Origin of the sequence: Zobellia russellii (assembly GCF_044597075.1) — a bacterium.
Lineage (GTDB): Bacteria > Bacteroidota > Bacteroidia > Flavobacteriales > Flavobacteriaceae > Zobellia > Zobellia russellii.
In genome coordinates this window covers 1,770,682-1,786,543 of record NZ_CP139000.1, presented here as the reverse complement: position 1 = coordinate 1,786,543, position 15,862 = coordinate 1,770,682, and the positions used below count along the sequence as shown (strand labels likewise).

Sequence of the window (15,862 nt, the reverse complement as noted above, 5' to 3'; positions counted from 1 at the left end):
CTGTGTTGTTGTTAAAAAGTTACGTTTAGACCAAGTGTTACAACTCGCGGATTAGGATATTCTCCATTAGAGTATCCTTGGGCTATATTACCCAGACCGTTTCTCCCAAAACTACTGGTCTCAGGGTCTATTAATCTAAAATCGGAAAACAGTAATAGGTTACTTCCGGAAACATAAAGACTCATGTTTTTGACTGTGTCTCCCCATCCCATTTTATCCATTGGAAAATTATATGCCAATCTTGCCGTTTTAAGTCGTACATGCGATCCGTCTTCTACATATTCCGAGTTACTAGGGGTATTGGTTACAGAGTCCGCACCAGCTCTTGGAATATCTGAGGTAGTATTGCTTTCTGTCCAACGATTACGTAAGTCTCCAAATTTTGTGGTTTCTCCACGGTTAAAGTAGTGGTTACGTGTTCTTAGGTTGAATACTTCATTGCCTTTAGTTCCTTGAAAATGAAAGGAAAAGTCCAAGTTCTTATAGGTAAATGTATTTTGTAGTCCAAAAATCAGGTCTGGGGTAGGGTCTCCCAAGACAACATTATCTTCGGTTGAAATTATACCATCTCCATTTAAGTCTTCAAATCTGGATCCACCAACCACTTGGGGAGAAGTTAAGCCAGAAGCATCAATTTCTTCCTGACTTTTCCATGTTCCCAAATACCTTACTCCCGTAAAGACTGGAACCGGTTGGCCTACTATAAGGCGTGTATTTCCTGATCCCAAAATTTCATCGACTGTAACATCTATAAAATCAACGCCGCCAAGATCTAATATTTTGTTTTTGTTGGATGACAATGTTAAGGTAGAGTTCCAGCTAAAGTTATCATTTTGTATATTTTTGGAGTTTACAAGAAGTTCCCATCCTTTATTTTCCAATGATCCAACATTTTGCAATTGGCTGGTAAAACCGGTCTGTCTAGGAATGGTAACGTCTAACAGTAAGTCGTTTGTTTCTTTCTGATAATAGTTAAACTCCGTAAATAGAGCACCACCGAACATTGATGCTTCCAAGGCAATATCAAAAGAAGTGGTAGTTTCCCATTTTAAACTGGGGTTGGAAGGTCTTCCTAGGGTCAATCCAGGAATTTCGGAACCGTTCAGGGTCGTATTAGCTTCGGTCAATAACCCTAGGGTTCTATATGGACCAATAGCTTGATTACCAGACTTTCCATAACTTGTTCTCAGCTTTAAATCCTTAAAAAAGCTTTGGTTTTGCATGAAGCCTTCTTCACTTATTTTCCAGGCTCCTGCCACAGAAGGGTAAAATTCATACTTGTTTCCTGAAGCAAATACAGAGCTACCATCTGTTCTTCCCACTAAGGTGAAAAGGTATTTATCCTTATAAGAATAGTTGATTCTTCCAAAAAATGATGCAATCTGAAATCCAGTATAATCACTGTTAATTACAGATCTTGTAGGATCGGAGAAACCTAAATTGTTGAATCCAACGGCATCGCTAGTAATACCAAATGCTTCTGCTTCGGTAACTTCGGTCGATACTTTTTGAAACGAAGCGCCACCAAGTAAGGTTAAGTTGTGGTTTTCACTAAAATCTGATTGGTATTGAATTGTGTTCTCATTGTTCCAACCGTTACTGGCAACAGTGCGTACACTTGCTCTACCCAAATCATCTACTATAAGTAAATCCGGACTTTGGCTAGAGATAAACCTATTTTGCTTGGTGTTATTGAATTCTGGACTAAATGTAGATCTGATCATCCAATTTTCCCATGGTTTGTATTCCAAATAGGCCGTGGCCAATAGATTATTGGTAAAGGTTTCATTTGTATTCAAAGCAATATTTGCTATTGGGTTGGAGAAAGGGGTACCAATAACTTCATCAAAACCGTTAAAAGTTCCGTCATCATTATAAATAGGTTGAGTGGGTAATATGGCAAAGGCGTTTCCAAAACTTACCACTCCGTTATCTTGACTTATCCTAGAATAGTTAATGCGAAACCCTGTTTTTAGTTTTTCATTTAGCTTAATGTCTAAATTTGAGCGGAAAATATATTTCTGTATTCCAGAACTCTTTATAATACCATCTTGATCGAAAAAATTTAATGAGTTGTAATAGTTTACGTTCCCATTTTCAAATGATCCGGCAATAGAAATATCCGCATTGTAGATAGGAGATGGGTCCATTAGCAAATCGTACCAGTCATTATCCGGATAGCTAGATGGGGCGTTAGGAAATGGCTCTGCGGCCGATCTGAACCGGGCACTTTCATTTGTAAACGCTATTTGTTCTGCTTGGGTAAGCATATCAGGTTGTTCAGGTACCATTTGCATACTGGTATATAAGCCTACACTAACCTGCGGTTTTCCTGATCCGGCTCCAGCACCATTTTTAGTAGTTACCAACACCACACCATTTGCTCCTCTTGAGCCATAAATGGCAATAGAAGATGCATCTTTTAGAATTTCTATGGATTTAATGTCATTTGCATTAATATTGTTGAGGTTAAAATTGGTTCCTACTACAATACCATCTATTACCCAAAGAGGCTCGTTGCTTCCTGTGATTGAATTTCCTCCACGAACCCTAATTACGGTACCTGCCCCTGGCGCACCACTAGTTTGGGTAACTTGTACACCGGCGGCTCTACCTTGGAGTACTTGATCTACACGTGAAGATGGTACTTGGGTAATGTCTTCGGAACTTACGGATGCAACGGAACCGGTCAAATCCGATTTTCGCTGTGTACCGTATCCAATAACCACAACTTCGTCCAGGGCTTGGGTATCTTCGCTCAAGGTTACGTCTACTATAGTTTTGTTACCAACTTCTTCTTCCGTGCTCCGGTATCCTATGTAGGTGAATATTAAAATATCAGACCCATCATTAAGGTTAATCGTATAGTTACCATCAAAATCGGATACAACACCGTTTGATGTCCCTTTTTGCACAATGTTTACTCCGGGAATAGGTACGCCTTGTACATCGGTTACCGTTCCGGTTACATTGGTTTGTTGTGCAGTAGCGTAAAAGCTAGCAATGTTCAATAGAAACAGTGTCAATAACCATTTCATTTTCTTTAAATTAGGTTCTTTCATTTCTTTTCCCTTTTGAGTTTAAATCGATTGGTGTTAAGTTTTTTAAGCAATAGAAGGCTCGTATATTAGAGCTGATTTGGAGGTAAAATATGACTCTTAATCTTTTGTTAACAACATGACAATATTATGTTAACGGGATGAGTTAACTTACCTGTACTATGCTGTAAATAAGGTGTTTTGTACTTTTTTACTCTTTTTCTGAACGAATGTATACCTCCTTCGTTTGCAGTATTAAAGGATGAGGAATAATGGTGTAGAATTTAAGAAATACGTAGTTGTGTACAAGTACATGGAAAGCCTTAAATGTTGAATGGTAGTATGTATTGGAAAAACTGTTCTATGGATTTAATTGAGTTATTTTTGATTTTCCGTATGCCAGAATAGAGAGGAAATTAATGTGGAAATATAGGGTTATGCTAAAGTATATTGAGGGCTATTTTATGTATTATAATAGGAGATGTAAAACGAGTGACAAAGCAAAAAATTAGCAGCTACATGATTCTAATGTAGCTGCTAATTTTTAAAATTGTATTGAAGAATTCTATCCGGGTATGCCTAAAGATTTGTCTTCTGAAACTTCTTGCTAAATAGTAAGAAGAGTAGCCCACAGAGTAGCCATGCAGGAAGGGTCACGAATGAAAGGAACACATCAAATTGAATTGAAATAAAATAAAATAATCCAAAGCTGATAGCCCATGCTAGAAATACGGATCTGTTGAACTTGATATTGGCAATCTCAGCATAGTTTTTAACTATTCCGGCCTGCTTGTGGAAGAAGTGCTCAAAAACAATAACGGCGCCAAAGGGTGCGAGTATAAAGCCGTACAGAGCTACAAATCCTAGGAGTTTCATAGCAAAAGCGGGGAATAGCCCGGCTATGGTTGCAATGGTCCCGGCAATGATGGTTACCCAGAAGGTGGACAGTTTAGGTAGGATGGCCTGGAAAGCTAAGCCTGCTCTATATATTGTAGGGTTGGCAGTGGTCCATCCGGCGAGTACCACCGCTATGATACCGAATATGCCTATAGCGTTGTTGGCTAAAGGACCTGGTGCCACTGGTGGAGCCTCACCATTGGAGAGAAATGCTTGTGCTTCTGGAGATTTTAGGTAGACTGCATAGAGTAGTGCGGCCGCAATCCATGCCATGTAATGGCCCACATACATACCTGCGGCAGTGGTCCATCCCGCATTAGCATTCTTTGCAAACCTGAATACAGATAGATCGGACATGCCCACATGCATGGCGGCATTGGCAAACCAAGACCAGATAACCACGTGCCAGAAGGTGTACTTAAGCTGTCCGGGGAATGGCTCTGAACCTTCTCCCCATATATTCCAGAAATCGGCGAAACTCTTTACGCCCAATTGATTTAAGGCTACAATACCTGAAGCCAAGAAGGCCAGTACAATTATGGGCGACATATAATTGGCGGCCTTGGATACGGTATCGTATCCTTTTGAGGCAATGAGCGAGATTACAGCTCCAATAAGGATTACGATAATGACCCATGTAGCGCCGTTAGGTGTGGTATCGGTCAATTTTGGCATTTCCATATCAAAGGGGATTCCCACGGCGGTGGCCGAAACGGTTATCATGGCGCCGGCAAGAAAACAAAATAAGATACCGTTGGCCAGGTTATAACCTATGACCAGTTTTTTACCGCATATTTTTTCGAATTGATAGTAGAGGGTTAGCCTGTTTGCCACGGCAATTTTTGCAGTAAGAAACCTCCAGCTCAGTACGGCTAGCAGGTTACCTATAAGAAGCCCTACAATCAGGTCAAAGGCACTGACACCTGCAGTTAAGAACAGTGGGCCAATCATAAATTCGGTTCCTGCGGCATGTTCTCCCGCATACATTCCCAAAAAGCTTTTCCACCCCTTTAGTTTGGAGGTGGGTACGGGCTCTCTTTCAAATTCTCCCCCTGCTATTTCCTCAATTATTTCTTCCTCGTGATGGTTTTGGCTCATACTATTGGTTGTTTAGTTGAATAAGATGTTTAGGTAGGTCCTCTACGCGTTCGCAGCATAGCTGGTCCATGACCTGCTTGAACTGGGTCCTTAACATGGCAATGGTGTGGTCGCCGCCTTTGTTTCCCAGTGCCCCGCACCCGTAGAGGAAGGACCTTCCCATAAAGGTGAACTTAGCCCCGCTTGCCATGGTCCTTGCGATATCGGGACCCGAACGCAGTCCGCTGTCCATCATGATCTCTATCCGGTCACCGTATTTCCCTGCTATCTCGGCAAGGGAACTAATGGTGGACTGTGCGGCGTCCAGCTGCCTTCCGCCATGGTTGGAAACGATGATGCCGTCGAACCCCATGCGAATGGCGTCCTGGGTGTCCTGTTCCGATGCCACGCCCTTGAGCACGAGTTTCCCCTTCCATCTGTCGCGGATGGGCCCTATCCTTTCCTCGTTCAACCGTCCCGAAAAGGTTCTGTCCATGAACTGTCCCAACTGTTTCAGGTTGAGGCCTTCGGGCGTATAGGGCTTCAAGGTCTCAAAAGTGGGCTGCCCGTATTTCAGGGTGTTCATGGCCCAAGTGGGCCTGCTCAGAATCTGCAGGATATTGGCCAACGACATTTTCGGGGGCAGTGCCAGCCCGTTGCGGATGTCCCGCGGCCTGTAGCCAAAGGTGGGCACGTCGCAGAGCAGTACCAGTACGGGGCAGCCGGCGGCCTCGGCCCTGTTTATGATATCGTCGCGAAGGGCATCTTCTGCGGGATTGTATAGCTGGAACCAGGCATTGCCCTCTGTCAGTTCGCTGGCCCGTTCTATATCCATCGTGGTAACGGTGCTCAGGATAAAGGGTATGTTGTTCTTGAACGCCGATCTGGCCAATATCTCGGGCGAATTGGGCCACATCAGTCCCTGGAGCCCAACGGGGGCTATCCCGAACGGGGCATCGAACTCCATTCCCAAAACTTTGGTCCTGGTCGAACCGGTCCCCTGGTTCCTCAGGTACCTAGGTTGTAGCTGTACCTTGCGGATGTCCGAGGTATTCCTTGCTATGCTTACGTCCTCGTTGCAGCCACCGTCCAGGTACTCAAAGGCGAACCTGGGTATGCGTTTCATGGCCTTGTTTCTCAAATCGTCCATTGAAGGATATGCGGGGTTGAATTCCTTGTTCATAAGATGGGTCTATTTTAGGCTGAACGGCCGGTGTTTCTTGATAGCGTAGTTTTTGTCCAGGAACGAGGGCTCCAGCTCCGTATCGGAAATAACGATCGCGGCCCCAAGGGCGGACCCCAACGATGAATCCGTTGTGCTGAGCTTCATGTTCCCCATGTAATGGGAGAGGAGCTGGATGTAGATCTTGTTGTCGCTAAAACCCCCGTCCACATAAAGCTGGCCTATTTCGGAACTTCCCATCGCCGCCCTTACACTTTTCTCCTGGAGCAGTACCAGTTCCAGCATCAGCTGGTGGTAGGCATGCTCGAACCTGTCGTAGGGTATCGAGGTGCTCTCGGGCATGTCCGCAGAGGACATGGTGTCCCATTTGAACATGTGCACGAAATCCTTGTTGATCTCGAAAAAGGTATCCTGATCGAACTCCACCTGCTTATGGGCGTCTGGGGATACGTTGAAGCGCTCCGCGAGCGCCCTTACCTGTAGCTTGTACTCGTTGCCCAGGAACAGGCGGGAAACCTTTACGGGACTTCCGTCTATCCTCATGTTGAACAAGGAGCCGTTCCCGATATCGTCTTCACTGAGCATCCCCCGGTTAAAAGGGTTGATGGAAATGCTCCATGTGCCCGTGGAGACCAATATGAAAGGTTTTTTGGCGCTCTTGATGTAGGGCAACAGGGCGGAGGAACTGTCGTGTATGCCAACGCCCATTTTGATCGTCCTGCCCTTATAGTCGACCGGAACGGTCTTTCTGGAAGACACCAGTGTCGGTAATTTCTTGTCGATGCCCTCTTGATAGACCCATGAATGGTAGTCCTTTTTTTCGAAGTCCCAGAGCATGGTGTGGCACCCGATGCTCGTATATTCGTTTACCGGGACCCCGGTGAACAGATAGCTCAGGTATTGGGGCAGGTGCAGGGAGTACCTTATTTTTTTGAAGGTTTCCGGTCTGGTCCTCTTCAGCCAATAGAGGTGCATACCGGTGTTGAGCATGCCGAGTTTTGGGGATCCGGTGACCCTTGACAGTTCGTCCTCGGGCCCGTATTCCTTATAGAATGAATCAAGGATATCCCCGTTCAGGGGCTTCATGTAGTTGTAGAGGGGCGTGAGCGGTTTCCCGTTTTCGTCCATGTGTACCCAACTGGCGCCGTAACAGGAAAAGTTCAAGGCCTCTATTTCAAATTCGTTGGAAATTAGGATTTTATCGAAAGTTTCCTTTACCCAGTCCTCCAGTGCCCTGAGGTTTTCGGTAGGGTAGCCGTCCTCATCGGTTATCTCTTCAAAACGTACGTATTCACGGTGCACCTCCTGAAAGTTTCCGTCAAAAAGAAAGAACTTTTTGTTGGTCTTCCCGATATCGAATACCGCCGTTACTTTAGTTTTCATGGTGTTGTGGTTATAGTCCGGATGCGACAGAGTCAGCGCCTCTTTCTTTAATTAAATTTTCTCTTACTTTTAATGATCGATAAGCGTCTAAAGGACTTAAAGCTCCACCTCTGTTTAATCTTGCTCTTTCCAATAGAGGTCTAACATCCGTACGGTAGGCATCTTGAAGAATTTCTTGACATTTAACCACATCATGATTCAATTGTGCCTCGGTCAATAGTTTTTGGTCTACAAGTAGAGCTTTTGCGTGCGCCTCCTGTATGGCCTCTAAAGATTGAATCAAATCCTCTAATGGATCTTTTATGTTATGGCTGGCATCTATCATCCAAGCCGGATATGGATTTTGAGGATTATTTTCCATTCCATAAACCAACGCATTAAAAATCAAAAACAGGGCATAAGGTTTAACACTACCAACGGTAAGGTCATCATCGCCATATTTGCTATCATTAAAATGGAAACCTCCCAGTTTACCCTTTAACATTAATGTAGAAACTATTTGTTCAATATTGGTATTAGGTAAATGATGTCCCAAATCTACCAAGGTATATGCTTTATCTCCACATGCGTTGGCAAGCATGAATGAAGTTCCCCAATCTTGAATTACCGTACTATAAAAATTGGGCTCATAAGGCTTATATTCTATGAACATTTTCCAGTCCTCGGGAAGGGTTTTGTAGATATCCTTAAGGCTATCTTCTGTATTTTGTAATGCAGATTGAAAGTTGGTCTGTCCAGGAAAATTAGAACCGTCCGCTAACCAAACCGTTAAACTTTTGGAACCTAGCTTATCTCCAATTTTTATTACCTCTATATTATGAGCTACAGCCTGTTCGCGAGAAGCTTTACTTGTGTTGCTCAAAGAACCGAACTTATAACTTTCCTTACTGTCCTTTTGGTCCTGGAAGGTGTTGGAGTTGACAGCATCGAAGATAATATCGTGGGAATCTGCGAGATCCTTTATGGAATTGTAGTCCGTTGGAACATCCCATGGAATATGCAAAGATATGGCGCCCGCAGTTTGTGTAAGTGAATGAATCAGTCCCACATCGTCTATCTTCAGCTCTAGGCTAGAGGGTTCTCCTTGAAACCCGAAACGACCGAAGCGAGTACCGCCGGCCCCTAAGGCCCAACTGGGTATAGCTACTTGGAAGTCCTGTAATTTCTTGATAATTGCGTTAACGTCGTTCCCCTTGTTGGAAAGGGTATGTGCTAAAAAGTCGAAACGTTCATTGTGACCGGTGATTCCTTTTTGGTTGGCATCACCAAGCCGATTTTTATCTATTCTCATAAAGTTCTTGATTTTGGTAAAAATACTTCCATGGGCCATACGGCCCATGGAAATAAAAACAAACTAACTCAAAACGATCTATCTTACAAAGGCATTCGCCATACCCCCGTCCACATTGATGATGTTCCCTGTGGTCTTGTTCAATACGCCCACGCATGCAAATACCCCGTCCGCGATATCCTTGGGGTATATGATCTCGTTCAGGAGGTTGCGTTTGGCGTAATGTGCGGGAAGCTCCTCAACGGTGATCCCGTAGGCCTTTGCACGTCCCTCGGCCCAATCGCCTTCCCAGATCTTGCTGCCCACGATCACCCCGTCCGGGTTTACGGTATTGACCTTTATTTTGTCGCCCCCCAGTTCCGCGGCCAATAGGCGCGCCATATGCTGCTGTGCGGCCTTCGCCGTTCCGTAGGCCACGTTGTTGGGCCCCGAAACCAGTCCGTTTTTACTGGCTATGCTAATGAAGTCCCCACCCAAATTTTGTTTACGCATAATGGCAACCGCCTGTTTCGCGAGTTCAAATTGCCCTTTTACCAAAACGTTTTGTAGGATGTCCCAATCTTTTTCCGTGGTATCTCCCAAAGGTTTTGAAATGGCCAGGCCTGCACTGTGCACAACGATATCGACACCTCCAAACTCCAAGCATGCTTTTTTGTAGGCATTTGCAATGGATTCGCTTTTGGTTACGTCGCAAACCGCATAGCTTGCCGTATCCCTAGCGTAGGTGGCCACACCTTCTTTTAATCGGTCTTCGGCAATGTCGGTCAACACCACATTGGCACCTTCTTCGGCCAGTTTATCGGCAATGGCCTTGCCGATTCCTCCCCCTGCACCGGTAACCAAGGCTACTTTGCGTGACAAAGGCTTCTCTTTCGGCATTCGCTGTAGTTTAGCTTCTTCCAGCAACCAATATTCAATATCGAACGCTTCTTGTCGGGGCAAGGATGTGTATTCCGTAATGGCTTCGGCACCTCGCATTACATTAATGGCGTTTACATAAAATTCATTGGCAACACGGGTCGTCTGCTTGTTTTTGGCGAAACTGAACATACCTACCCCCGGATAGATGATGATTACCGGACTGGCATCCCTAACGGCCGGGCTATTGGCACGTTTATGGTCGTCGTAGTACGCTTGGTACTCCTTTCTGTACTGTTCAAAGGCGGGACGGAGCTTGGCGAGCACGGCTTCCGTATCGGAAAGGTCCTCGTTGGCATCCAGTTTCAGTACCAAAGGCTGGATCTTGGTTCTCAAAAAGTGGTCTGGGCACGAGGTGCCCATGGGCGCGAGCCGCTCCAGGTCGTTACTGTTGATGTACTCCATGACCACGTCACTATCGTTAAAATGGCCTATCATCCTGTTCTGGGAGGAACACAGTCCCCTTAACATGGGCATAAGCTGTGCGGCCTTTTCCAGACGCTCCTCTTTTGGTAGGCTCTCTATTTTTTGTCCCCCGAAAACGCTTCCGTTGGCCTTGATCTTGTTCTCTATATATTCGGAGGCCATTTCGATGACCTCAAGACTGTTCATGTAACATTCATGGGAAGTGTCCCCCCAAGTGAAAAGCCCGTGGCTGCCCAGGACTATCCCACGGATACCGGGGTTGTCCTCCAGACATTTTTCCAGTTGCAGGCCCAGGTCAAAACCCGGCCGCTGCCATGGTACCCAGCCCATGGTATCGCCCCAAATCTCCTTGGTCACCTTTTCGCTGTCCTTTGCCGCGGCCACCGCGATCAGGGCATCAGGATGCAGGTGGTCTATGTGCTTGAAGGGCAACAGGCCGTGCAAGGGGGTGTCAATGGAAGGGGCCTTGCTGTCCAGGTCGTAGATGCAATGGTTGAAAAGGCCCACCATGCGGTCCTCGTCCTCCAGGCCGCCGTAAACGTTCTTCAGGTTCCTGAGCCTTTCGGTATAGAGCCCTGCGATACCGGCCTTGGTCAGGGTACCGATGTCCCCGCCGGAACCTTTGATCCACATCACTTCCACCTCTTGGTCGGTCAAGGGGTCCTTTTCGATGGTCTTGCAGCTGGTGTTCCCACCGCCATAGTTGGTTATCCTTAGGTCGGCCCCCAGGATATTGGAGCGATATAGGAACAGGGCCACCTGGTCATCGCCCAGTGCGGCGGCTTTCTTATCGTCCCAAAGATGGTCTACGTATTTGAACTGTTGTGCTGTATTTTTCATTTGAAGGGTTATTACGTTTAGGGACAAAATTATATGATGGGAAAAAGCTTTCCGTCCTGTACTGTACCGCTCGGCCCAAAAAAAATAAATATGTATATTTTGGGCGGATTATAATTTTTCATCTTTACTATTGTGCCGCCAAGGGGCAGTTCCACCGATAAAGAAAAGACCATCGCCCATGAACATATTCAATTTCATCAACATAGACGAGAACTCCCGAGTGCCCAAGTACAGGCAGATCGTGGACGCCATTATCCACAACATATCCTCGGGCAACCTAAAGATGGACGACAAGATCCCGTCTATCAACAGGTTCAGCGAGGAGTACCTCCTCTCGCGGGACACCGTTGAGAAGGCCTACAGTATTCTAAGGGGGCGCAAGGTGATCATCTCCATAAAGGGCAAGGGGTACTACATAGCCCGTACCAAGCTGATATCCAAGGTGAACATCCTGTTCCTGGTCAACAAGCTCAGTTCCTACAAGATGCGCATCTACAATTCGTTCATAGAGAGTATAGGGGGGACGGCGCACACGAGCCTTTTCATCTACCATTGCGAGGAGGAGCTGTTCCTGAACCTTCTGGAAAAGAACAGGAACGCCTATGACTACTATGTGATCATGCCGCATTTCAAGACCGAGAAGCTGAAGCATGCCAGCCATACCCCGGAAGCGATCAAGGCGATCGACCGTATCCCCAAGGACAAACTGATCATAATGGACAACCCCGTACCCGAACTGAAGGGCGGTTACATAGAGATCTACCAGGATTTCGAGAACGATATCTACCATGCGCTGAAGGAGGGGCTGGGGAAGATATCGAAATACGAGAAACTGATCATTACCTACCCCGAGGAATCGGTCTACCCGTACCCGAAGAGGATCCTTCACGGGTTCCGCAAGTTCTGCGGGGAGCACAGGATCGACTTTGAGGTGCTGGACGAGATCTATGACGATATGGTCCTTAAAAAGGGCGACCTGTTCATTACCATAAGCGAATCGGACCTAGTGAGTTTGGTGAACCAGATACGCAACCAGGAGTTCGACCTGGGGACCGACATAGGGGTGATCTCCTATAACGACACGCCGCTGAAGCAACTGTTGGGCATTACCTGTATCTCCACGGATTTCAAGGCCATGGGGGAGACCGCTGCCCGTATGATCATGGACAAGAAAAAGGGGAAGGTCAAGAACCCGTTCCGTTTCATCGACAGGAACTCGATATAAAAAATATGTTCGTAAGCGGGTCTAGAGGTACCCCAGGTATTCTATCCTATCCAGGTTCTTTTGGGTTTTCTGTTCGTAGAGTTCGGCAGTTCCAATTAGAATTTATTCATTATCTGAATTTCATTTCTTTAAAATTTCAAAGGGAATCAGTAATTCTAAAAACTTCTCTGAATCCAATATTTGTACTTATCTGAAGATGTTATTGATTAAAGTTTCAGTCTTTTTAAAGGTGTATCCTATTTATTCTTCAATATCAATTTTCATAGTATTTCAAGATCCCTTCAACCTTAGAAATGCTTTCGACACAGTTATTTTATAGCAGTAGGGCAGGACACTACAGGACACCACAGCATGGTACAGGATGAGTTATAAGAATGGCCCCTATACATTTGAAGATACCTTAAAATATCGCTCAATATTTTAGGGATAATATATAACTCAACTAAATAATTCAAGATTATGAAAAAAAGATTTAGAGGAAATCCTCAGGGGTTTCTTATGATTATGATTCTGCTATGGGGGTTTACGATGCAAGCGCAGAGCGTTACCGTATCGGGAACCGTGGTTTCGGCAGATGACTCGCAGGCGTTACCCGGTGTAAATGTTGTTGTTAAAGGAACGACTACCGGCTCCGTAACGGATTTTGATGGAAACTATAGCATTGTAGCTCCCGATGCCAATAGTATTTTGGTATTTACTTACATAGGTTTTACCCCTCAAGAGATTCCGGTAAGTGGTAAAAGTCAGATTGACGTGTCCATGACAGAGGACGCAGCACTTCTAGATGAAGTTGTTGTGGTTGGGTATGGTACTCAGATTAAGCGTCAAGTTACTGGTGCGGTTTCTACCATACAGGCCAATGAACTTGCGGATATACCTGTTTCACAGGTTACCCAAAAGATACAGGGTAGATTACCAGGAGTTCAAATAAATCAGGCCACAGGTAAACCGGGACAGGGAATGTCAGTTCGGATAAGGGGGCAATTATCCGTTTCAGGAGGAAGTGATCCATTGTACGTAGTAGACGGTTTTCCCATTTCCGGAGGTATAAACACCATAAACCCAGATGAGATTCAGGATATTACAGTGCTAAAGGATGCTGCCTCTACTTCGCTTTACGGTTCTAGAGCAGCCAATGGGGTAGTTTTAATTACGACTAAAAGTGGACGATCAGGAGAAACTAGTGTGAGCTTAAACATGACAACCAGCATGCAAAGTGTTCCGCAACGTGGAAGAATAGAGATGATGGATGCCGTGGAGTTCGCTCAATTCAAAAAAGAATATTATGAAGATCAAGGTAGCCCTGTTCCGGATATTTTTCAGAATCCGGCACAGTATGAAGGGCAGACCAATGATTGGTACGATGCACTTTTGAGAACTGCGCCTATGACCAATTATAATTTAAGTATTACTTCCAACAAAGAAAAATTAAAGACATCCGTAGTATTAGGCTTTTTTGACCAAGAAGGAGTTGTTCTAGGTTCTGACTATAAGCGTTACTCACTTCGTGCTAATTTGGATTACACCTTATCGGATAAGGTTCGTATAGGTGTAAACATTGCCCCCAACCATATAGTTGACAATGTGCCAAGAACAGATGGTACTAGGGGCACTGGTCTTTTGTTCAATGCATTGCATACATGGCCCATTATGCCAATTTATAATCCGGATGGTACAAGAACCGAGTTTAATAGATTTCCTGCGGATACAGGAAATATCTTCTCGTACGCCAACTGGTTGAACTCTGCGGAACGAATTAAGGATGAGACCAAAAGTGTTAACCTTTTGAGCAACGCGTTTCTTGAATATAAACCTATTGAGGGTCTTGCTATTAAGACTAGTTTGAATGCAGAATTATATAATGAGCAATATGAATTCTTCAGTCCAACTAACGCTACTTATTCAATCAACAGACCCGTGCCTACCAATAATGAGGCCATTTGGGATGATCGAAATACATTTTCTTGGTTGAACGAAAATACGATTACCTATGATAAGAGTATTGGTGATCATACCTTCTCCGTTTTAGGAGGTTTTACCTATCAGAAATACCGTCAAGATCGTAACAGGGTTCAAGCATCAGATTTTGCAGATGATCGTTTGCCTACTATACAAGGCGCGACCAATATTAACAGAAACGGGACTTTTGATGAAGTTAGAGAGTGGAGTTTGGTTTCTTTTCTATCTCGTCTTACCTATAACTACAAAGGAAAATATTTGTTGACCGGATCCATACGTAGTGATGGTTCTTCTAGATTTGGGTCGGAGAACCGTTGGGGTACGTTTCCTTCTGTATCCGCTGGTTGGATAGCTTCGGATGAGCCTTTCCTAGAAAAATCAGAAACTATATCCTTGCTTAAATTACGAGGTAGTTACGGTGTAACAGGAAATAATAATATTGGTAATTACACGCAATATGCATTGATTGATAATACGGTAAATGCCGTTTTTGGAGATACTTTTGCACCAGGTTCGGCAGTTAACTCACTGTCAAATTCAAACTTAGGTTGGGAAACTACCAAGCAGTTTGATGCCGGGCTTGATTTAAGTCTTTTTAATGATAGGGTATCCTTTGTGTATGATTATTATACAAAGAACACTACCAACTTACTTTATAATGTTCAGGTTGCTCGTGAATCAGGCTTCTCCAATTTTAGTGATAATATTGGTGAGATTCGTTTCTGGGGACATGAATTTGCCTTAAATACAGTGAACACAACTGGTAAGTTTCAATGGACGACCAATGCCAATATTTCATTCAACCGAAATAGAGTAGAAGCGCTGGCTGATGGAATTGATAGGGTTTATGGACCAGGAGGATGGCATATTACTCAAGTGGGCCAACCCTTTGGTCAGTTTTATGGTCATGTATCGGATGGAGTATATCTCAATCAAGAAGATTTGGACAATTCACCTCAAGTCCCAGGTCGTTCTACGGTAGGGAGTATAAAGCTTGTGGATATAAATGGAGATGGTATTATTACAAATGGAGGAGATTTTGATGACCGAGCTATTACTGGAAGCCCTTTTCCAGATTTTACCTATGGTATTACAAATACTATTAAATATCGCAATTTAGACTTTTCCATTGTGGGTACAGGTTCTCAAGGTAATGAGTTATTGGTTCGTCACTTATATAGTACTACCAATCTTGATGGTGTTTTTAATCTTTTGAAAGACGTTGAGAATCGGTTTAGGTCCGTAGATAATCCAGGTGATGGTTTTTATGGAACTACCGTTGGAGGAGGAAACGTTACAGGTATAGAGAGAGACTGGATAAACGATCGCTTTGTTGCGGATGCCTCTTATTTCAATATTAGAAATATAACTTTAGGCTATACCTTACCAGGAGTGGATAAATATTTTAAATCGGCCCGTATATACGGATCTATTCAAAATGTACACATTTTCACTAAATATTGGGGAGGACCAAACCCTGAAATAAGTGTGCAGAATAACGGAGATGGAGACGGGGGCAACCTTGCTTCCGGGGTGGATATTTCTGGATACCCGGTTCCCCGCATTTTTAGTGTTGGTTTAAACTTGAACTTTTAAATCATAGACTACGATGACAAAACATATTT

Annotated in this window: 8 protein-coding genes; 2 read left to right on the top strand and 6 right to left on the bottom strand. The window is 44.5% G+C overall.

Features of this window, described 5'->3' with window-relative positions:
- Window positions 1–11: 11 nt before the first annotated feature.
- The 6 genes from SJY45_RS07170 to SJY45_RS07145 all read right to left on the bottom strand — a co-directional run bounded on the left by SJY45_RS07170 (window position 12) and on the right by SJY45_RS07145 (window position 11,053).
- Complete coding sequence (locus tag SJY45_RS07170) at window positions 12–3,062, bottom strand: SusC/RagA family TonB-linked outer membrane protein (protein WP_400073825.1); 3,051 nt, start codon at window positions 3,060–3,062, stop codon at window positions 12–14.
- 555 nt (window positions 3,063–3,617) lie between these two features.
- Window positions 3,618–5,033 (bottom strand): cytosine permease, encoded by a 1,416-nt coding sequence (locus tag SJY45_RS07165; RefSeq protein WP_215441578.1) that lies wholly within the window; start codon window positions 5,031–5,033, stop codon window positions 3,618–3,620.
- 1 nt (window position 5,034) lies between these two features.
- Entirely contained in the window at window positions 5,035–6,195 is a 1,161-nt protein-coding gene (locus tag SJY45_RS07160) for an alpha-hydroxy-acid oxidizing protein (protein ID WP_400073824.1), read from the bottom strand.
- A 9-nt stretch (window positions 6,196–6,204) separates the two neighbouring features.
- Window positions 6,205–7,578, bottom strand: a complete 1,374-nt coding sequence (locus SJY45_RS07155) for an FGGY-family carbohydrate kinase (protein ID WP_400073823.1) — start codon at window positions 7,576–7,578, stop codon at window positions 6,205–6,207.
- A gap of 10 nt (window positions 7,579–7,588) precedes the next feature.
- Window positions 7,589–8,869 carry a sugar isomerase gene (locus SJY45_RS07150; protein WP_215438748.1) on the bottom strand — a complete coding sequence of 427 codons (1,281 nt, stop codon included), beginning with the start codon at window positions 8,867–8,869 and terminating at the stop codon, window positions 7,589–7,591.
- A gap of 78 nt (window positions 8,870–8,947) precedes the next feature.
- Complete coding sequence (locus tag SJY45_RS07145) at window positions 8,948–11,053, bottom strand: bifunctional aldolase/short-chain dehydrogenase (protein WP_400073822.1); 2,106 nt, start codon at window positions 11,051–11,053, stop codon at window positions 8,948–8,950.
- Window positions 11,054–11,231: 178 nt separating this feature from the next.
- Here SJY45_RS07145 and SJY45_RS07140 point away from each other — a divergent pair, with 178 nt between their 5' ends.
- Together SJY45_RS07140 and SJY45_RS07135 are read left to right on the top strand one after the other, a co-directional pair.
- Window positions 11,232–12,278: a GntR family transcriptional regulator gene (locus SJY45_RS07140; RefSeq protein ID WP_400073821.1), complete on the top strand. Its 1,047-nt coding sequence runs from the start codon at window positions 11,232–11,234 to the stop codon at window positions 12,276–12,278.
- A 459-nt stretch (window positions 12,279–12,737) separates the two neighbouring features.
- On the top strand, window positions 12,738–15,833 hold the full coding sequence (locus SJY45_RS07135) for a SusC/RagA family TonB-linked outer membrane protein (RefSeq protein ID WP_400073820.1): 3,096 nt from the start codon (window positions 12,738–12,740) through the stop codon (window positions 15,831–15,833).
- The last annotated feature ends 29 nt before the right edge of the window (window positions 15,834–15,862 follow it).